Origin of the sequence: Pseudomonas sp. R9.37, assembly GCF_963878885.1 — a bacterium.
Lineage (GTDB): Bacteria > Pseudomonadota > Gammaproteobacteria > Pseudomonadales > Pseudomonadaceae > Aquipseudomonas.
In genome coordinates this window covers 1-19,143 of the sequence record NZ_CAWNZA010000012.1, presented here as the reverse complement: position 1 = coordinate 19,143, position 19,143 = coordinate 1, and the positions used below count along the sequence as shown (strand labels likewise).

Genomic DNA, 19,143 nt, shown 5'->3' with positions numbered 1-19,143 from the left:
ACTGACACTGGAGGGCATGTTAGTTGTAAGCGCTGCCACAAGGCGCTCCAGAAACTAGGGGTAATTCCTTAAAACCCTTCAGCTACACCAGTAAGTTGCTGTTCAGTGCGTTACCGTCCATGCTTCCCACAGTCCACGGCCAAGCCGTGCTTAACCCACCTTCCTGTTTTTAGGAGTACGGATCATGTCAGTCCTGCAATCGAGCGTAGTGCTCATCTTGGAAAAACCCGTTCAAGCACGTTTCCTCGCGCCGCTGGTGGCGACTTATTGGCCAAGACAACGAGTGCTAGCTGTTTACACTCTGTACCTCGGGTTGTATGAGTTTCGCTATCCACGAGGACTCACGTTTTCGGACCTGCCCTATACCGGCAATCCAGCATGGAAAGAGCGCACGTTTAATTATGCCCATCCCGCACTTGTAGTTGAGTTGAGCAGTGGCGAGGTCTGTAAAACAGCGCTAGAACCCGCACAAGTCATCGCTTCGGCAACAACTATTTGGTATGGCTGTGATCCTGATGCTTCGGGGGCCAACGCTTACCAGGTGTTGTTGACGCAGTGCTTGGGTGCCGAGGCTGCGGCCGTGGAGCGTCCTGCAATGTTTTTGACGGGGCTGGACAAGACAAGCATCCAAAAGGCCCTGGACGCATCAACAACAACAGAAGATCCATTGTTCCAAACCTGGCTAAAGAAGGGTGAGGCTAAGCGTTTTTTTGATTTCAATTACAACGTCAATGCGCTTGCCCTGTTTGGAGCATCTTTGCGCAATGTCGGTGTGGACACAGCAAACTACGGACTGAGCAAGTACAGTCTCCAGCTTTTATATTTTCTAAATTCTTGTTCGCAACATCATGAATGGCGTCTATTTAACCTAATGGATCGGTGGCCTGGTACGGGCCGCTACGGTCCCTCCAGCCTCGGCTCGGTAGCATCGAGGGCATTCATTGTCGAAGGGCTTATTAGCGCTCGGTTGGTAGAGCGTGCAGAGGGATTGGTTTGCATATCCAATCGCGGCCGTGAATTCTTGGGTCAGCTACATCCTGATTGTCAGGACCAGGATCTGCCGGCGCGGCTAGCAGAATGGCAAATTGAATGGCCTGCGTCTCGGAAAAAAATCGAGCGCTACCTTCGGACTTTTTTCGGTAAACAACTCAGATTTAAATCCAGCCTGTAATGGGGGCATAGAGGGGATCAGCCTACGTCTCCGGCATTTTAGTTTACGGTATAGCGCATAATTATGTTGTCAGTATTTGCGCTATACCGTAAAATTGCCTCATCAGATGATTAGGCAAGCCGCTATGACCATGCTCCCCCCCGTCGAAGAATTCCAGTTGGCACAAGTCGCAGCCGAGTTACGGGCAGCCCATGACCGAGGCGAGCAAGAACATCATTTGTTCGACGCGCCTTTAGTATCCGAGGTTGTGCGCTTGGCTGAAAAGACAAAGCGGCATACAAGGCTGGCAGGCTGGATGGATCAAGCTGAGGCGCGCGGCCTCATTGAGCAATGGAAAGAAGAAGTCCGTGCGCAAGCCACTTTAAGTACCAACCCCAACGCCGGAAAGGTTGTGTTGTCGTTGTTCGACCACACGGGTAACTGGTCGCGTCCTTGGGAGGAAGCTGGTTACAACGTGCTGCGCTTCGACATTCAGGACAACCCTGAAACCGGCGATGTAAACACCTTTGACGTGGAGTTTTTCACCGATTACTTCGGTGACTTTTACGGCTTGGAGGTCTACGCGATTCTTGCCGCTTGCCCTTGCACAGAGTTCGCAAACAGTGGCGCACGCCATTTTTCTGCGAAGGATGCTGATGGGCGTACCGTTGCGGCCATCGAGCTTGTACGCCAAACATTGCGTACCATCGAATACTACCGACCGCCCGTATGGGCCATCGAAAACCCAGTCGGCCGAATTGAAAAACTGGGCGATCTTCCTCCGTGGCGCCTGGCGTTCAACCCCAACGACCTTGGCGACCCCTATACCAAGAAAACGCACCTGTGGGGGCGGTTCAATGCCGATTTACCTATAGCGCCTGTCGAGCCGGTTGAAGGCTCGAAAATGCACACCAAGTTCGGCGGTAAGAGCCTGGCCACGAAGAATGGCCGAAGTGAGACCCCTGAGGGTTTTGCGTATGGGTTCTTCATGGCCAACAACGCGCACGACAATCCCGGGCTTGCCCTTTGCTGGAAATACGACCGCCTTGATGCCCGCATGCTTCGGCTAGTCCTTGATGCCGGGATCACCACCCAGGAGCTGGGGCACCTGATTGATGATGATTATTACGACATGAATGACGCGGCCGTAGAGCGGACCTTGCGTGACCTGCTGGCTACACACGCTAGGGGTACTGCCACGAACCTGTTTGATGCCTCCGGCATTCTCGACGACTACCAGTCAGGCGCTCTGCGGGTAGCCCTTTCCTGCCGTCTTTTGGCGCTTTGCTTCGGCTCCGGCGTCGATTCCACTGCAATGATTGTCGCTCTGCGTGCCGCTAACCTACGGCCGGATGTCATCACATTTGCCGACACGGGTGCGGAGAAACCCGAGACGCTTCGCCATGTTGACGCCATGAACCGGGTGCTGGGTGCTTGGGGTTGGCCACTGATCGACGTATGCCAGAAAGTGCCCCTGGCAACGACTGGTTATAGCGACCTCTACGGTAATTGCATGAAGAACGAAACACTGCCGAGCCTCGCTTTCGGGCTTAAATCCTGCTCGATCAAATGGAAACATAATCCGCAAGATCAGTTTTTGAAGGGGGTCAAACGTGGCCCCAATGCGCGAGCAGCACACCCGATTTGGCTGCGCGCCCAAAAGAATCGGCAACGCATTGTGAAGCTGATTGGCTACGATTGCGGCAAGGCCGACATGCGTCGATCCAAAGCTCCAAAACCTGCGGACGGTGATTTCGACTACGTGTATCCGTTGCAGATCGTAGGCTGGGCACGCCCTGATTGTGTTCGGGCGATTTCCCAAGTCTTGGGCGATGACCTGGTGCCGATTAAGTCGGCTTGTTTTTTCTGCCCCGCCTCTAAGCAATGGGAGCTGTATTGGCTGGCCGCGAATCACCCTGAGCTGCTTGAGCGGGCCTTGCTGTTGGAGCGCAACGCCCTGACGGGAAAGCACAGCCGGTTTGATGCCGTGGCATTTGGGGCTACCTGGGAGGAACTGGTACGTGATGCTGCCAGTTTCCCCAGCACGTCCACCACAGTAGGACTAGGCCGATCGTTCGCTTGGAACCAATGGGCGCGGGTCAATGGTGTAGTAGACGAGGTGTTCAACGTCAAACGTGATCCGGCTAGCCGGGAACGCTTTGTGATTCTGTCAAACAGCCTGCGCGATCCTGATAATGCGTTGGACTCTCGCACTCCCAGGATCGAATTCGAAGTGATGGACAGTGGAAGGTAAGACATGTGTAAGCAAGATGTTGGGTTCGAGTTGCAAGCCGCTTTCAGGGATGCCAGTTTCTGGCGTAAACCAGATACGCGGTTCGCGAAAATGGCGCACATCCTGCGCACAGATGGCACCCCCTCATGCGGCTTGCACGCGATGATGGGCGATCCTGAGCCTGCGGCGAGGGTCCAAGTCGTGTTGCGCTGCAAACGTCGGGGGTGCCGCGAGCGGTGGCCTAAGAATGATCCTGACGACCAAGCGTATTCCTGCCGTGACAAAGACCGCGACACTACATCTGGTGTCGCTGAACACAAGGATGAATATCAATGAAAATCAGATATATGACGTGCCGCACTTGTAACGCGGCCTTGCCCGAAAAAAGTAGTCAGGGCGATCAATGGCATCGCGATTGTGCTGAGTGCTATCCGAAAAACGCGTTGCCGACGAGTGTTAATGACGCAAGGGAGATAGCAGTGCATTTTGAGGATAGATCGTTACGGGTATTTCCTCATATTTCAAATGATGGGCTTTTGGCGATGCGCCTTCTGCCGAACATGCAGTCATATGTTCTGATGGCTAACGGTGATATTAGGATGCGGCCAAATGATTTTGTCATGCCAGAAGGTCTGCCAATCCAGCTTATGGCGGATATTGAGCGTAGTTTCATCTTGACCGACAGGCGGGTAGCAGAAGCCAAAAGAGCATTCGAGGCGTATGCAGCTAATGACTTTGAAGTGATCGACTGAAAACGATAAAAACTGATTCGCAGGAGCGCGTATGTTCAATGACCCTATTTCCCCCATTATGTTTTTTGCAGGTGTAGTCGGCCTAATCTGGTGCTACCACAGTTGGCGAGCATTCGAACGAAAGTGCGCCGAAGAACGACGCCAATGGATACGGGATGTGAACAATCTGGGCGAGCGATATGGTCACCCAGAGCTGGCCGGAACGCCGGACAATCCCGATGATGCTTACATCAAATGCTACGAAGCAGGTCAAACCCCGACCCATGTCATCGCCTCCGTGTTCCGCGCGCAGCAACCAACCAGCTAACGGAAAACGCGGCGGATCTGCCGACCAGGTACACACCAAGCCCCGCCGTCAAACGTCGATTGCCCGCATTCACGTTTCGCTGGCAGAAAAAACAAGGCGAAAAAAAACCGCCACATGGGCGGTTTCTTTCGCAAGAGCGGGTAGGAGCCACACTTGCACCTCGCAGGGAGTCTTCAACAGACTTGAGGCTATCAACTGTCAGTAGAGTTGTCACGGAAAATTACCCATGCTGACCAGCCTAATTTCCGATGAACTTAAACGCGGGGCCAAGTGCCTTGAAGGATTGCCCTAAATATCTTTTGCGTCTTTTAGGAAATCAGCCATAACCCTTGCAAGGTCTGCACTTTCCCCCTGGTAATAGCTCGGCCAGGGTACGAATGGTGTTGATGAATACGGGTTGAGCATGATGGTTGTAGGGCACCTATAAACAACCGGGCTACTTTCATCCTTGTCCCATTGCGTTAAAACCACGTCAGCGTTGCACCGCATATCGTGTACCTGGTCACGCACAAAGCCTAACGATACGAACCCAGCTCCTTTATGGCGTACAAACTCCAGTTGTAGGCCCGTTATCAGAACCAGGAGTACGGCGCAGATAACGGGGGCGACAAGCTTTCCCATTCTTGCAAACCCTACAGCGCCTGACCTGCACGCCAAGACCAAAGGAGCGCCGTAGAGCGCCGTAGCAGCCAGTGCACCTGCGAAGGCTATCCAGACGCTGATAGTGCCGCTGGACATCTTCACGCCGGCACTGGACGCGGATGCAGCACCATCCATCACCGTGGCGATAAGTGGCGCACCTACCGCCATGGCAACAGCCCATGGCAGTAGCGCACTCGTTAAAGGCGAATGCCAGCGGATCGACGCACCATCTACCACCATTGTTCTGTGCAGCGTGGCGAGCATACGTTTCACGGCAATTGCCATGAACAATAAGCAGCAAAGTAAATACATCATTCTCCGAAGTTCTCCGTCAGTGCTAACAACTTGCGCTTGGCATGTGAGTCCTGCCTTTTTCCCATAGCTTGGCCGATTGGCCCGAAGGCGGAAGCTTGGCCATCACCAAGGTCAGGGGCAGGGTAGGTCTGCACCGATCCTGTCTGCACCGATCCTTTCTCGGTAACAATGCTCTGGATGAGCCTGTTCACATCTTGATTGGTCAAATAGCCTTTCTCAAGCTGGGCAGCTACGTCGTGCTGCAACTGCGTGGAGAGCGTCGGAAAGTCTGTTGCGAGAATGGCGTACCCGGACGGCGCTGTTTCCCAGCTGCTGACCCAGGACGAGACGTAAGGACCTGACAACCAGTAAGTGAGTACCGGAATCCCAAACAAGATGAATCCCCAAAAAGGGAAACGGTTTCGTTTTGTCGCTGTTGAAGTCACCTGGTGTTGCCTCCTGGCTCATTTAGGTGCGGGGTAGTGAGCTAGCTCATATAGATGGCAGTTGCCACAATGAGCTGGTGTGTTAAGCTGTGGATCATATGAGTATACCTAAATGACCCATTCCGAATGGAGAAAATCTACCATGAGTTCTACCGAACTGCCTCGCTACATTGTTGGCATTCCAGCGGGGCGAATCTGTTACCAAGGCGAATCAGGCGTTTATCGTGATGATCGAGGTCAAAAATGACACTTTTGATTGTAGGTATTTGTACTCTGCTAGGCGGCATTTTCACCAGCAGTACGTTCAGCGTAGTCAATGGCGTAATCGTGCTCATCGCTTCCTATTTTCTTAGAAAACCAAGACTCCGTTCAGAAAACTACTCCATGGCGAAAAACACAAACGGCGACGAGAAAGTATTGCATTCAAAAACGGTTGAAACGTTAGGTGGGGATGAACCGCTTTGGAGCAGGACAATCAAGGCCGTTCTGGTAGTCGCATCCCTCATTATGCTGGTGGTTGCGTACCAGGCACGCAACTAAAGGAAAAGCAGCCATAACTACTAAAGCCAAAGTTCTAAATTCCAACAAAGAGGTTGACACCAAATGAAGCGACGAGTTAGTAAATGGCCAATCGTCTTGGCTTTAGTTACATTTGTGATACTGTTTTCGTTTATTGTGTCGATTTTCATTAAACGAATAGAGTTAAGCAGCTACAACAAGGTTGACTTCGGGTTTATTGATGCTGCGTCGGATGGTTGCAAGCTGATCGGTCCAAACGGGCGATCAATCCAAGCAGAACTCTTGAACGCTGCACCAGGAGCGTCCGTAACTATCCCCCAAGGTACTATCATCGTCGGGGATTGTTTTGTGATTAAAAGTGAAGCGCAGGCTCAGCGCCTTGAAATGAGCCGGGGAAAATATCCAAAAAGCAATGATGCTCTAAACGAACGTGAAGATTAATGATGAAAGTCGCACGCATCTATATGAGGGTCAGTACGAAGGAGCAGGATCTGCGACGTCAGGACGCGATTACCCAGTCTGCGCGTCAATCTGGCTACTACATTGCAGGCGTTTATCGTGACACCGAGTCTGGTGTTCGATATGACCGGCCTGAACTGTTGCGGATGATCGAGGATCTTCAACCAGGTGATGTCGTGATTGCGGAGCAGATGGACAGGCTCAGTCGTGGCCCGCTGGTTGAGGCAGAAAAACTGGTAGAGACCATCCGTAACAAGGGCGCGCGTATATCGGTGCCTGGTGTTGTGGATCTATCAGACCTAAGCAGTAGTATGGAGGGTGTTGCGCGGATCATCATGGACGAATCACAGAAGATGATTCTAAAAGTCATACTCCAACTCGCCCATGACGAATGGGCCAATCGCCGGGACCGACAACGCCAGGGAATTCGACAGGCTCAAGAAGATGGGAAGTACAAGGGGCGCCGTCCAAATAAGGCATTGCACGGCCGCATCGTGGCGTTGAGAACGTCGGGCCACACCATTGCAGAAACTGCACGACTGGCGAGTTGTAGCGAGGTCACGGTAAAGCGGGTTTGGGCTACGCATCGTGCCGAAGCGGTATAAATATTGCGGTTTAGCGTAAAACGCTGTTGCGGGTATTTGCGCTATACCGTAAAATTCAATCTTCAAGGAAGGGATTGAGCGCCAAGGTCTTAGACCACCTTGGCGCTCGTAACACACCGAAACCCCGCTAAAGGTATCCGCTATGTCAGATGCAGACTATACCCGCATTCGCAACATGCCGTTTTCCAATCTTTGCCAGTTGGGCGCTTGGGAGCTGGTGCGTTACATGGAAGCGTGCAGTCCATTCCAGCGCCAAATGATGCTTAAAGCGTTAAAGCGCTAATTTGCGTACATTCCACTTCGAAACAGTGGGCTTGCAGAACCCCAGCCAGCCGTAGGAAAAGACGACATGATGAACGCCCGTGGAGTTGACGAGCCAAAAGTCATACATCGATTAACAGCAGGACTTCTCCTGGGCTTGATCGCAGGCGTACCAGGAGGCGCTGCCATCCATGCGCTATACGTCCGCCAAGATGGTCCTGTGATCGAACTGCCTATGGACAGCTTCAATTTTGATCGTTCGGGATCGCCGGATGCAGCGATTGGGTTAGCCGGTGAATATGCGAAGCAATCTTTCATTGTTGTTGGAAATCCAAGGATTTGGGCTGATACGGCACTGGTGCCCATTTTGATTGCAGGTCGAAAATGTGAACTCACCATGCAGCGAGCGAAGGTGGAGTCCGATAATCGTACCGGGTGGCGGGTTAACTATCAGTCTTGCCAATAACTGAAGTATTTACGGATAAAACGATGAAAGTTACCAGTTCAACCGGCGAGGAAACCCAAGTGGTTTTGGCCGAAAACGCCGATACCGGCAAAGGCAAAAGCTTCCTGCCATACGTCACGCCGAGGTACGGCACACGGTTTGTCACGGTTACACAGACGCTGCCCGATATGGAGCGCTTCGAAGCATATCGTCGCAAGACTGCCGCTTTCGAAGAGTGGAGGCAAAAGCTGAACCGTGGTGATCGCCTCCCCCGTGGCCGTTTTTTTAAAGGCAAGAAATCAGGGCGAAAGCTCGTTGTATTGGACGAGTTCTGGCAAGCGATCAGTTAAGGGAAAAGCATCGATGAATCCACTCCTATGCAACGGGATCTACATAGCCCATATCAGTTTGGGTGGCCTACTAATGGCCTATCTGCTGTTCGACACAAGACCTAGCGGTCTCGGAATGTTCGGTTGTTTGATCGTTCCGCTGATCATCGTGATGGTTACGACTTGGCGAAGCAATCGCACCAAAAGTTAAGGGAACTCGCGATGACCACTGAAACAGAAGACCTTGATTTTTTGCCGTTCGATTTCGTCTACGCCGGTCGTTGCTCTCTGAAAGGCAACAAGCCAGGCGCAGAGATTTATCGCATTGTCGATGGCCGACTTGCCGACAGCTTTGTATTCGAAGCCAAGTCGCTGAAAGGCAAAGTCCTCGGCGGTATTTATCGCGGCGCGTTGTTCACTGATACCAAGGCTCGCGGTTTGGGTTCTGTGCATTTTGTTGATCGTTGGCACGACAAGGGCGCATGCATCGACTGGCGAGCGCGGGACGAGGCTTTTGAGACGCAGCAGCGACTTGCTAAACTGGAGTCGGACGCCAAGAAAATGAATGAGCTTGAGGCTCTTTTGTTGCCTCTACGCAAGCAGTATGCGGTGTATTCGCGGCAGTACGACAACGCCGGTAAAGAGGCGCTGGAGCAGGCAGTTCTAAGGGCCCTGCGCTCACCTCCGCGCAAAGTTGAATCAGTCTAGGAAAAGCAGCCATGACTACTCAAGCCAAAGCTCTAAAGATGTTTGCGTATGCTCTTTGGACGGCACTGTGGAGCTGGATCTACGCGGCCGGTCACGGTAAGCCTATACAATATTTACCAGGTGTTGAACTCGACTTGTGGCTGTTTTGTTTGGGTGGCTGGTCGCTCCTTTTTCTACCACAAGGGTTATGGATGGTAGATAAAGGTCGGATAGAGCCAATCCAGAAGAGTACGATGATCGACACCAAGGACAGCTGTACACAGAAACGACTCATTGAACTGACACTTCCAAGAAACAAAAAATGACGATCAAAGGACAAAAAAAGGCCGCTCAGTGAGCGGCCTTTTCAGTTAGCAAGTAGCGATGTTCATTGGAGTATAACGTTTGCGCTTGCGCTTCCTGCAACTGCGTTCGCTGTCACTGTCGCTGTGCCAGAGACTGTACCAGTCAACCGGGTAGTTACTTGCCCGTTGGCATCCGTCCAGCCCGAGGTGCTGGAAAGCTGACCAAGGTTGGTGGTCCAAGGAACTTGGACACTGGAAGCTAAGTTACCGCGAACATCTCGCACAGTGGCCGTCAGCACGGTGAAAGCCACCCCATTCGCTGTGATCGTTGCAGGTGAAGCAGTCACGCTGGTCACTCTCGCTGTACTGTTGTCTGCTGTCAGCGTGACTTTTGTGGCCTTGGTACTTACCCCACTGCCCGTTGCCGTCACCGACGCGGTGACATTGGCAACCCCGACCGCGTTGCCTGTCAACGTGATTATGGCCTGACTACTGTTGCTTGACACACTGGTGCTGCCACTCAACGTCCCGAAGTCTGTTGTCCAGCTCACCACCAACGGAGTAATGCTTGAGCTAAACCCGTTGCCATTGGCGTCCGTCAAATTGGCGTAGAACGTGGTCTTGTCCACCCCATCGGCAACGATGTACGGCGGCGACACGTCGATACTCAAGATGCGAGCGGTTGTCACGTCCGAAATGAACACCACATCCTTTGACTTACCGCCCTTCACAGCTTCGGCAGTAATAGTCGTAGACCCGTACTTTAGAGGCGACGTAAGGCGCATGGTGGCTTGGCTATTGGCGTCAGTCACCGATGTTGGGGCACTCATTGTTCCCCGCGAATCGCTGTTACGCCAAGTTACCGTTACACCCGGCCCGACCAAATGCCCCAGAGCATCCTTGACCGTGGCTGTGAACAACTCACTGTCGATCCCTCCTGTCACCACCTCACTGCGAGGACTGGTCAGTGAAACAACTTGAGCAGTGGCCGCGTCAGGCACGAACGTCACATTAACGCTTTGACCGCCTTTTACGGCGTTGGCTGTGACAGTGGCGCGCCCTAAGTCCAGGCTAGACAGCACTACGGTGGCCTGGCTGTTGGCATCGGTCATGCTGCTGGCCCCTGACAATGTGCCTAAATCCGTAGTCCAGTTAATCGCTACACCAGGACCTACCAGGTTGTCACTGCCATCTTTGACCGTTGCCACCAACACGCTCACCGATGTGCCGTTGGCGGCTACTGAGGTTGGTGTAGCAATCAGCGTAGTTACCCTTGCTTGTTTCAAGTTGGCTGTTACGGTGACTGTGGTGCTGGCACCGCCGTTTGGAGTAGATGCGGTAATACCGTATGGCCCCGCTACGTTGCCTCCAAAACTGTTAATAGCCTTCCCGGACGCGTCCGTTTGCGTTTTCGTGCGCGCAATATCACCCTGCGGCGTACTGGACCAATTAACAGATACACCAGCTCCCAGTGGGTTGCCATTGGCATCCTCGACCATCGCAACGAGTTGGACGCCGTACTCGACGTTAGCCGCAATGGTGGAAGGTGTAGCTGTCACCGATACAACCCTGGCGGTGTTCTCGTCCGCTATTAACTGCACGGTAGCCGTAGCACCGCCTGCGGTGGCGGAAGCCGTCACTGTGGCAGTACCTGCCTTAGTTCCGGTCAATGTAATTGTGGCTTTACCGCTGGCATCGGTGACGCTAGAAGCGTTGGAGACCTTGCCGGTACTGGTTGACCAGTTGACCGCCACACCAGGACCGACCTGATTGCCATGGGCATCTTGGACAGTTGCCACCAACGTGCTGCTGTCGCTGCCATTGGCCGTGATTGATGTCGGTGTAGCCACTAGGTTAATCACTTTGGCTGTGCCAGTGTCGGCCACCATTGCAACCGTCACCGTCGATGCACTGAGAGCCGCTTTAGCCGTTACAGTCGCCGTGCCGGAAACGGTCGAGCTGGTCAGCACGACGGTGGCCACGCCACTGGCGTTGGTAGTGGTCGACGCGTTGGCCAGCGTACCGGCCGAGGTCTTCCAGGCTACCGGCGTGCCGGCAACCAGGTTGCCATGAGCGTCCTTGACGGTGGCCGACAAGGTGCTGGTCGAGCTGCCATCGGCAGTGATCGAGGCCGGCGCCGCTGTGATGGTAAGGGCTGTTGGGCTTCCTGCAGTGAATGTCACCACTGTGGAACTGCTGCCCGGGCCTGCTACGGCGTCAACCGTGGCAGATCCTGCCGTGGTCGAGCTAGTCAGCACGACTGTGGCCACGCCACTGGCGTTGGTGGTGGTCGATGCGCTGGCCAGCGTACCGGCCGAGGTCTTCCAGGCTACCGGCGTGCCGGCAACCAGGTTGCCATGAGCGTCCTTGACGGTGGCCGACAAGGTGCTGGTCGAGCTGCCATCGGCAGTGATCGAGGCCGGCGTCGCTGTCACGGTAACGGCCGCTGCGTTGCCGACAGCAAACGTCACCACAGCTGAACTGCTGCCCGCGCCTGCTACGGCGTCAACCGTGGCAGATCCTGCCGTGGTCGAGCTGGTCAGCACGACGGTGGCCACGCCACTGGCGTTGGTGGTGGTCGATACGCTGGCCAGCGTGCCGGCCGAGGTCTTCCAGGCTACCGGCGTGCCGGCAACCAGGTTGCCATGAGCGTCCTTGACGATGGCCGACAAGGTGCTGGTCGAGCTGCCATCGGCAGTGATCGAGGCCGGCGCCGCTGTCACGGTAACGGCCGCTGCACTGCCGATGGTGAACGTCACCACAGCGGAACCGCTGCCCGCGCCTGCTACGGCGTCAACCGTGGCAGATCCTGCCGTGGTCGAGCTGGTCAGCACGACTGTGGCCACGCCACTGGCGTTGGTGGTGGTCGATGCGCTGGCCAGCGTACCGGCCGAGGTCTTCCAGGCTACCGGCGTGCCGGCAACCAGGTTGCCATGAGCGTCCTTGACGGTGGCCGACAAGGTGCTGGTCGAGCTGCCATCGGCAGTGATCGAGGCCGGCGTCGCTGTCACGGTAACGGCCGCTGCGTTGCCGACAGCAAACGTCACCACAGCGGAACTGCTGCCCGCGCCTGCTACGGCGTCAACCGTGGCAGATCCTGCCGTGGTCGAGCTGGTCAGCACGACGGTGGCCACGCCACTGGCGTTGGTGGTGGTCGATACGCTGGCCAGCGTGCCGGCCGAGGTCTGCCAGGCTACCGGCGTGCCGGCAACCAGGTTGCCATGAGCGTCCTTGACGGTGGCCGACAAGGTGCTGGTCGAGCTGCCATCGGCAGTGATCGAGGCCGGCGCCGCTGTCACGGTAACGGCCGCTGCGTTGCCGATGGTGAACGTCACCACGGCGGAACCGCTGCCCGCGCCTGCTACGGCGTCAACCGTGGCAGATCCTGCCGTGGTCGAGCTGGTCAGCACGACGGTGGCCACGCCACTGGCGTTGGTGGTGGTCGATGCGCTGGCCAGCGTACCGGCCGAGGTCTTCCAGGCTACCGGCGTGCCGGCAACCAGGTTGCCATGAGCGTCCTTGACGATGGCCGACAAGGTGCTGGTCGAGCTGCCATCGGCAGTGATCGAGGCCGGCGCCGCTGTCACGGTAACGGCCGCTGCGTTGCCGACAGCAAACGTCACCACAGCGGAACTGCTGCCCGCGCCTGCTACGGCGTCAACCGTGGCAGATCCTGCCGTGGTCGAGCTGGTCAGCACGACGGTGGCCACGCCACTGGCGTTGGTGGTGGTCGATACGCTGGCCAGCGTACCGGCCGAGGTCTTCCAGGCTACCGGCGTGCCGACAACCAGGTTGCCATGAGCGTCCTTGACGGTGGCCGACAAGGTGCTGGTCGAGCTGCCATCGGCAGTGATCGAGGCCGGCGCCGCTGTCACGGTAACGGCCGCTGCGTTGCCGATGGTGAACGTCACCACGGCGGAACCGCTGCCCGCGCCTGCTACGGCGTCAACCGTGGCAGATCCTGCCGTGGTCGAGCTGGTCAGCACGACGGTGGCCATGCCACTGGCGTTGGTGGTAGTCGATACGCTGGCCAGCGTACCGGCCGAGGTCTTCCAGGCTACCGGCGTGCCGGCAACCAGGTTGCCTTGAGCGTCCTTGACGGTGGCCGACAAGGTGCTGGTCGAGCTGCCATCGGCAGTGATCGAAGCGGGCGCCGCTATGACGGTCAGGGCTGCTGGGCTGTTTACGGTGAACGTCACCACGGCCGAGCCGTTACCCGTGCCTGCCTTGGCATCAACCGTGGCCGACTCAGCCTTGGTCGAGCTGGTCAGCACGACGGTGGCCACGCCACTGGCGTTGGTGGTGGTCGATACGCTGGCCAGCGTACCGGCCGAGGTCTTCCAGGCTACCGGCGTGCCGACAACCAGGTTGCCATGAGCGTCCTTGACGGTGGCCGACAAGGTGCTGGTCGAGCTGCCATCGGCAGTGATCGAGGACGGCGCCGCAGTGATGGTCAGAGCTGCTGCACTATCAGCTGTGAAGCTAACATTTGCCGTAGCTGCGGTGCCTGTAACAGCTTTGGCGGTAATCGTCGCGCTGCCAACCTGAGAAGGTGCTGTCAAAACTACCGTAGCTTTGCTGTCGGAATCGGTAAGTGTGGACCCACTGGCTAGCGTGCCGCTATTGGTACTCCAAGTAATAGGTGCGCCGGCCCCAACGGGGTTGCCATTGGCATCCGACACGGTTGCGGTCAAGGTGCTAGTGCTTGTGCCATTAGCTGTCAGTGTTTCCGGCGCCGCAACCAAGGCAACAACCCTTGCGGAGCGTTGATCGCCGTCAAAGACAGCATTGTTCTCCGCCTTTGCACCTTGTGGCTCTTGAACGGTCACATGCACAGCACTGGCGAATCGACTGGTCAGGATAAGGCGGGCTTGGCCTTTCTTGTCTGTTTGAGTGTCTTTATCAGTAACCGTGGCGTTGCCCAACAGATCCCAAGTAACCGGCGTGTCCGGCTTTGCGGCACCGGATGGTTCCAGCAGTGTTGCTGTGAACATAACGGTGTCAGTGCCGTCGGCCATCACTGAGGTCTTGGAGCGGTCAAGCGTTATTGAGAAGGCACTGACCCTGACTTGCATTACGTTGGACTGGATAACCCGCCCAAATCGATCAGTACCAATCGCTTGAAGACTGTAGCTGTTGACCCCACCGCCTTTGTAAGCTGGCAATATCAAAGCAGCGCTTGAGCCGCCACCGTAAGGCAGTGCAAATGGAGCGGCAGTGCCGATCCACGTAAAACTACCAATCGTGTGATCCGTTACTGTGACTGGAAACGAAACGGTTAAGGCTGGTGTGCCGCTGACCTGCGCTGGCAACAATATCTGACCGGCATCTTTCTCGCGGTAATCCAGAACAATGTCATTGCGACGGTTAACGAGGTCGTAGCGAGTATTTACTAGGTTGTAATTTTTGCTGTAATTCGGATCCAGTTGTTTGGACAAAGGAACGCCAAACTGATAATTGAGGGTCAATTTGGCGGACGTTTCGGACAGGCCACCTTGGCCCTGGCGATAATCGACACCGACGCCAATCAGCGCTACCGGGCTGTATGTGACCCCTATAGTTACCGCAGACGGATCTTTCTGGCGATTGCCCGAACCGAACAAACCGACTTGATCACCAAAATACTTTTCGTATACCAGCTTGCCACCAAGCTGCGGGTACGACGGCAAGTTTGCTTCAACCCGCATGTCGTAACCGTTTGCTGGCCTTTCTAGATAATCCTCAAGGTCTGGTGACTTTTTCCATTCAGACAGTCTGAAATACCCATTCGCAGACAGTTTTAAAAAGTCCGTCCAAGCTTCTGCGCCTAACCCGATTCGATCATTTTTACCGGTCATGTCACGGTCGTAGAATACGTTTCCACCGACCAACCACTTATCCAGCGTGTGACGCCAACCGGCACCGATGTTAATGGTGTTCCGGTAGCTTTCGGTCAGCGTATTAGAACGACGAAGGCCGAACTGGGTAAACACCAGGTCGGCCTCGGTATCAAAAACTGGCATGAGTAAGTCAAAACTTCCAGACTTCCCTCCCCTCTGTCCCATGCTCAATGACAATTCGGCAGTCGCGTTTTTTGCAGAAAACCAGTCTTTAACTCTGGTGGCTGCTGCTGAATTTAGCGCACCAAACACCATCGTCTGGAGGTCATCGGCTCCTTTTGAACCGCTGTTAAGCGGATTGGCTATTAATTGTTGGTCAGACGGTGCCCATGCCCCTTCTGCAAGTGGGTCTGCCGGTGGCGTTTTTTCGACCTGTTGTATGTCCCCGCCGCCTAATTGCGGTAAGTTTTGATCGTTTTCTTTTGTCGTAGCGCTTGCTGTGTATGAATCAGCTGTATTGGTATTACTTGCGGAAGAATGTTGAAAAGTTTCAACAGTGCTTGTGCATCCGACAAGTAATGACAAGGAACTTATCATCAACTTCTTGGCAAATGGGCGCGACTTAACGACCCATTGCATTAATGGATTGCCTTTCATGCTGTACCTATAATTTGTGTTACGCGTACACCGAGAGTGTTTTTTATTTAGTCAATAGCGACGATTTATGATGTGAAAACCAAGTCTTTGCAGATTGATAAATCTGCACTGTAGTGTCTTTTCTATTGGCGGCGGTTACGCATACATTTTTGATTTCAACGTCAACCGAAAAGATGGCTAACGTGGCGGCAGTTCTTGCAACCTCGTAGTTTGCGAAGCGTGCTACACGTTCCTTTCCATCACTTTCGTACAACAAATCGCAATGCCCTTCATGGCAGGGCTTAACGGTTGCGAATGCTTTTTTGCCGCCGTAACGCGGCGGTGAATCTCCAATAATCCTTCGTTCTTGCATCACGCTTCGCTCCCCATGTGCGTTCTGAAACGTGCCCGTTCCGAACGTGGCCATAAGCCTTAAAAATATAGTCAATAGGCTATAAATATTTCGAGCGAATAATAGCCCATGGGCTATAAAGCCAACAAGAAAAATATAGTGGCATTTTGGTTTATCGAACATTTTTTAGGTTTTTTTGCGTGCAGCCGGCTGGGGTTGCGCTGACGAATTTTTCGATATTTCAGAGGTTGGCGGGTTTTCAAGCCCGCCGTGTTAGGAAACCTTGAGAACTCAGGGTTTTAAGAGAAGATAGAGCGGTTTTCCGACAGCAGCAGCTAGGGCAGCGAGCATATCTAGGCTGGGATTAGAAACGCAGCGTTCGACTTCGGAAATATAATTTTGGGCTATACCTGTACGGTCGTGAACATCCTTTTGGCTTAAATTGGCGGCGATCCGTGCCTTCCTAAAACGGGACGCAAATATTTCGCGCTCCACCGGAACAGCACTGGAGCATTTACGGGTATCTCCAGGAGTGTTTTTATTCGTCACGAGGTCATCGCAATGCTGATACTGAAAGTGGGTTGTACGCCATAGCAAAGTGCCTGGCCCTAATTAAGTCAAGAGTTACGCGGGGTTAGACTAATTGATGTTTCTGACAAACGGTAGTAGCCGTTTTTGAATCCGCACATTCAGTGCGGAAGGCGTGAAATTTTAGCGGCTAAAATTTAAGTGAAAAACAAGTAACCAGCTTGGCGTAGTGGAATTCTAGCGAGCCAAATCAAGGTCAAATGGGCAGGATAAAAGGCATAAAAAAACCACCGTGCCCGAGGGAAGCGTAGGTCAATCAATGGTGCCGCAACGATGATCAATAGCGAAGCAAGCGCCCATTGACATTCATTGATATATGTGAGTGCTGCGCATGAAGAAATTGCGAGCAATATTGCAGCTATAGATGGCTGCTTTTTGTAGCTCCAAACCGCCACACCGAATGCCACGGCAGGCCACCAGAATTCAACCAGGCTACCGCCCAAAGAAAATATCAAGCCGGCCGCCAAGTACCCTCTAAGGTTGCCGATTTCGATTAGTCGAAGCGTGGCCGTCAGCACGAACAAGGTAAAAAGAATGTTTAGAGGCCACCACCCGTTTACAAGACCGCCGAGCGCCAAAAAAGCCGGCGAAGCTACGGCGCCGAAGATAGCGAGTCGGATCAAAGTGCGCTGATATACCCCGCGCTCAAGCGCACCAGGGCGAGCAAGGTTGTACGCCAAAACAAACATGAACAACGGCATGGCTGAGCGCCCGGCGTCATACAGCCACGCAACGGTGTCATTTAGTAGGTATTTGTTGATGTGGTCGCCAATCATCAGAATTAGAGCGATCCATTTCAGTGCCTCGATGGTCCCGTTCGCTATTTCCAAACGGGGCCAAGTAGTGGTGCGTGCTGCAAGTTGGTTCATGGCCCCTGCCCTATTTCATCAAGCCAGGTGCGAACATATCCGCCAAGGCGCGGTCGGCGGCTTGGTTGTAAGCACGATGGCGAGTTTGAACATTCTTTTGAGCTGCTTCGACCGGTGCGGCCATCGCTGTAATTGCCGATTGCGGAATAGCTACTGCGCTTTCCTTTGGCATCCCTTGCGCGGTTTCCGTGCCAGCGACTGTAACGGAGGCTGCTGCCGTGTTTGGGTCGTATGTGACAAATCTTTCAGATAGCCAGGCTTCCCATTTTGCCGCCTTTCTCATCAGGTCAGCCCTGTACGGGGCGTTGTACTGTGGAGTGCGAGAGTGGTAATTCGCTGCACGTGTCCACAGATCGCCCGAGTCATTACGGATGTGACCTCGCAGCCGCCAAGCTGCAAGGTCGTAGGAGTAGCACCCAGCTTGAGCCACATCATCAGCGGTAATGCCGTATTGACGCTCCAAGTCGCGAAGATAAGCCGTATTGAACTGCATCGCTCCAACGTCATCGGTTCCATTGGAATTGCGCACCCGCTGACCAGGCTTGCCCGCTTCTTTTTCTGCCACAGCTAATACCAGGTTTGCGGGAACCTCATATTTGATCGCTGCTGTAACGGAACAAACAACGCGCTCTTGCATTTGCGGTGGCAGATCGAGAAATGGCATATGTTTTACCTCAACCCCGTAACTGGCCGTACTTATCGGCAATCTTGTCACCCCAGCCACCAGGAGTTGGGCACTGATTGACAAATTGTCGGCGTGCGTCTTGGGTGGCCGAGGGTTTGAATTTGCCCTTCTTCTTTTTAACGATGTCAAAGAAATCGGATACTGGTCCACTACAGCCGGAGACAATGCCCTTCCCTTGCAGCATTCCCGCCATACACAAAACAGTCTCACAAGGGTCTTTAGCGAACGCTGTTGTAGTTTGGGTTGCCAAAGCAATAGCCACTAACGATGCACTGATAATCTTCTTCATGAATAAGTCCTTATGCTTTGCCGTTAACAAATTCGTTGATTTCATCACTGCGATCATTCCCGCTGCCTACACTGTCGCCATCGAACTGGGGTTCGGCGGACTGTGCTGAGCCGGTGTGTCCAGCAACAACTTCGCGCGCTTCCTGGATCGCTTGTTGTTGCTTGATTTCCGAGGCTTGTTCCAGCGTTTTTTGGTCTTCGCGGGCTTGGCCGGCAGAGCCATTAATTTCTGCTGCCAGCCTGCCACCTGGGGTATTGCTTATCCGGTCACTGGCTGCTTGAGCCATAGAGGATGCTTTTGCAGACAAACCGGCCTTAGCACCACTCGCCAAACTGCCTGCCATATCGGCAGCAAAACGGCCTGCGGTGCCCATTTTCTCACCGAAAGTGGAGCCGCCGCCGCCGCCGCTACTGCCACCACCACCACCACTGCCACCACCACCACCTTCGGAGCCACCGATACTGCCGGTAT

General features: G+C 54.3%; 20 protein-coding genes. 11 read left to right on the top strand and 9 right to left on the bottom strand.

Translation table 11 applies throughout. From position 1 onward, the window contains the following. Positions 1-184: 184 nt before the first annotated feature. The 4 genes from AACU78_RS10335 (at position 185) to AACU78_RS10320 (ending at position 4,442) form a co-directional block, all read left to right on the top strand. Positions 185-1,171: a hypothetical protein gene (locus AACU78_RS10335; RefSeq protein ID WP_106580405.1), complete on the top strand. Its 987-nt coding sequence runs from the start codon at positions 185-187 to the stop codon at positions 1,169-1,171. Between the two features lie 124 nt (positions 1,172-1,295). Next, positions 1,296-3,404: a hypothetical protein gene (locus tag AACU78_RS10330; protein WP_256587065.1), complete on the top strand. Its 2,109-nt coding sequence runs from the start codon at positions 1,296-1,298 to the stop codon at positions 3,402-3,404. A 311-nt stretch (positions 3,405-3,715) separates the two neighbouring features. Then, positions 3,716-4,135, top strand: coding sequence for a hypothetical protein (locus AACU78_RS10325; protein ID WP_106580403.1), 420 nt, complete (start codon positions 3,716-3,718; stop codon positions 4,133-4,135). 31 nt (positions 4,136-4,166) lie between these two features. Further along, on the top strand, positions 4,167-4,442 hold the full coding sequence (locus AACU78_RS10320) for a hypothetical protein (protein ID WP_146151479.1): 276 nt from the start codon (positions 4,167-4,169) through the stop codon (positions 4,440-4,442). A gap of 288 nt (positions 4,443-4,730) precedes the next feature. Here the strand turns inward: AACU78_RS10320 and AACU78_RS10315 are convergent, their stop codons facing one another. Beyond that, complete coding sequence (locus AACU78_RS10315) at positions 4,731-5,399, bottom strand: hypothetical protein (protein WP_106580402.1); 669 nt, start codon at positions 5,397-5,399, stop codon at positions 4,731-4,733. After that, on the bottom strand, positions 5,396-5,824 hold the full coding sequence (locus tag AACU78_RS10310; RefSeq protein ID WP_106580401.1) for a hypothetical protein: 429 nt from the start codon (positions 5,822-5,824) through the stop codon (positions 5,396-5,398). Before AACU78_RS10310 ends, AACU78_RS10315 begins: the two co-directional genes overlap by 4 nt. 243 nt (positions 5,825-6,067) lie before the next feature. On the opposite strand from AACU78_RS10310, the gene AACU78_RS10305 reads away from it, so the two are divergent. The 7 genes from AACU78_RS10305 to AACU78_RS10275 all read left to right on the top strand — a co-directional run bounded on the left by AACU78_RS10305 (position 6,068) and on the right by AACU78_RS10275 (position 9,455). Next, a complete protein-coding gene (locus AACU78_RS10305; RefSeq protein WP_106580400.1) occupies positions 6,068-6,364 on the top strand; it encodes a hypothetical protein in 297 nt (98 codons plus the stop codon). A gap of 63 nt (positions 6,365-6,427) precedes the next feature. Further along, the gene (locus tag AACU78_RS10300) at positions 6,428-6,784 is read left to right on the top strand and encodes a hypothetical protein (RefSeq protein WP_106580399.1); all 357 of its coding nucleotides are present in this window, start codon (positions 6,428-6,430) and stop codon (positions 6,782-6,784) included. Then, positions 6,784-7,407 (top strand): recombinase family protein, encoded by a 624-nt coding sequence (locus AACU78_RS10295; protein WP_106580398.1) that lies wholly within the window; start codon positions 6,784-6,786, stop codon positions 7,405-7,407. The genes AACU78_RS10300 and AACU78_RS10295 overlap by 1 nt, the downstream gene beginning before the upstream one ends. A gap of 349 nt (positions 7,408-7,756) precedes the next feature. After that, on the top strand, positions 7,757-8,134 hold the full coding sequence (locus AACU78_RS10290) for a hypothetical protein (protein ID WP_146151478.1): 378 nt from the start codon (positions 7,757-7,759) through the stop codon (positions 8,132-8,134). 23 nt (positions 8,135-8,157) lie between these two features. Beyond that, complete coding sequence (locus AACU78_RS10285; protein ID WP_106580397.1) at positions 8,158-8,463, top strand: hypothetical protein; 306 nt, start codon at positions 8,158-8,160, stop codon at positions 8,461-8,463. A 201-nt stretch (positions 8,464-8,664) separates the two neighbouring features. After that, positions 8,665-9,150: a hypothetical protein gene (locus tag AACU78_RS10280; protein ID WP_106580396.1), complete on the top strand. Its 486-nt coding sequence runs from the start codon at positions 8,665-8,667 to the stop codon at positions 9,148-9,150. An 11-nt stretch (positions 9,151-9,161) separates the two neighbouring features. Then, positions 9,162-9,455: a hypothetical protein gene (locus tag AACU78_RS10275; RefSeq protein ID WP_106580395.1), complete on the top strand. Its 294-nt coding sequence runs from the start codon at positions 9,162-9,164 to the stop codon at positions 9,453-9,455. A 62-nt stretch (positions 9,456-9,517) separates the two neighbouring features. Here the strand turns inward: AACU78_RS10275 and AACU78_RS10270 are convergent, their stop codons facing one another. The 7 genes from AACU78_RS10270 to AACU78_RS10240 form a co-directional block, all read right to left on the bottom strand. Beyond that, the gene (locus AACU78_RS10270) at positions 9,518-15,892 is read right to left on the bottom strand and encodes an Ig-like domain-containing protein (protein ID WP_339382647.1); all 6,375 of its coding nucleotides are present in this window, start codon (positions 15,890-15,892) and stop codon (positions 9,518-9,520) included. Between the two features lie 61 nt (positions 15,893-15,953). After that, the gene (locus AACU78_RS10265; protein ID WP_146151477.1) at positions 15,954-16,265 is read right to left on the bottom strand and encodes a hypothetical protein; all 312 of its coding nucleotides are present in this window, start codon (positions 16,263-16,265) and stop codon (positions 15,954-15,956) included. Positions 16,266-16,532: 267 nt separating this feature from the next. Next, entirely contained in the window at positions 16,533-16,736 is a 204-nt protein-coding gene (locus AACU78_RS10260; protein ID WP_256587070.1) for a helix-turn-helix domain-containing protein, read from the bottom strand. A gap of 230 nt (positions 16,737-16,966) precedes the next feature. Continuing rightward, positions 16,967-17,698: a TraX family protein gene (locus tag AACU78_RS10255; RefSeq protein WP_106580392.1), complete on the bottom strand. Its 732-nt coding sequence runs from the start codon at positions 17,696-17,698 to the stop codon at positions 16,967-16,969. Between the two features lie 10 nt (positions 17,699-17,708). After that, positions 17,709-18,362 (bottom strand): transglycosylase SLT domain-containing protein, encoded by a 654-nt coding sequence (locus AACU78_RS10250; RefSeq protein WP_106580391.1) that lies wholly within the window; start codon positions 18,360-18,362, stop codon positions 17,709-17,711. Between the two features lie 10 nt (positions 18,363-18,372). Next, entirely contained in the window at positions 18,373-18,672 is a 300-nt protein-coding gene (locus AACU78_RS10245; RefSeq protein ID WP_106580390.1) for a TrbM/KikA/MpfK family conjugal transfer protein, read from the bottom strand. 10 nt (positions 18,673-18,682) lie between these two features. Next, on the bottom strand, positions 18,683-19,143 hold a 461-nt coding region (locus tag AACU78_RS10240), incomplete at its 5' end, for a hypothetical protein (RefSeq protein ID WP_371924205.1).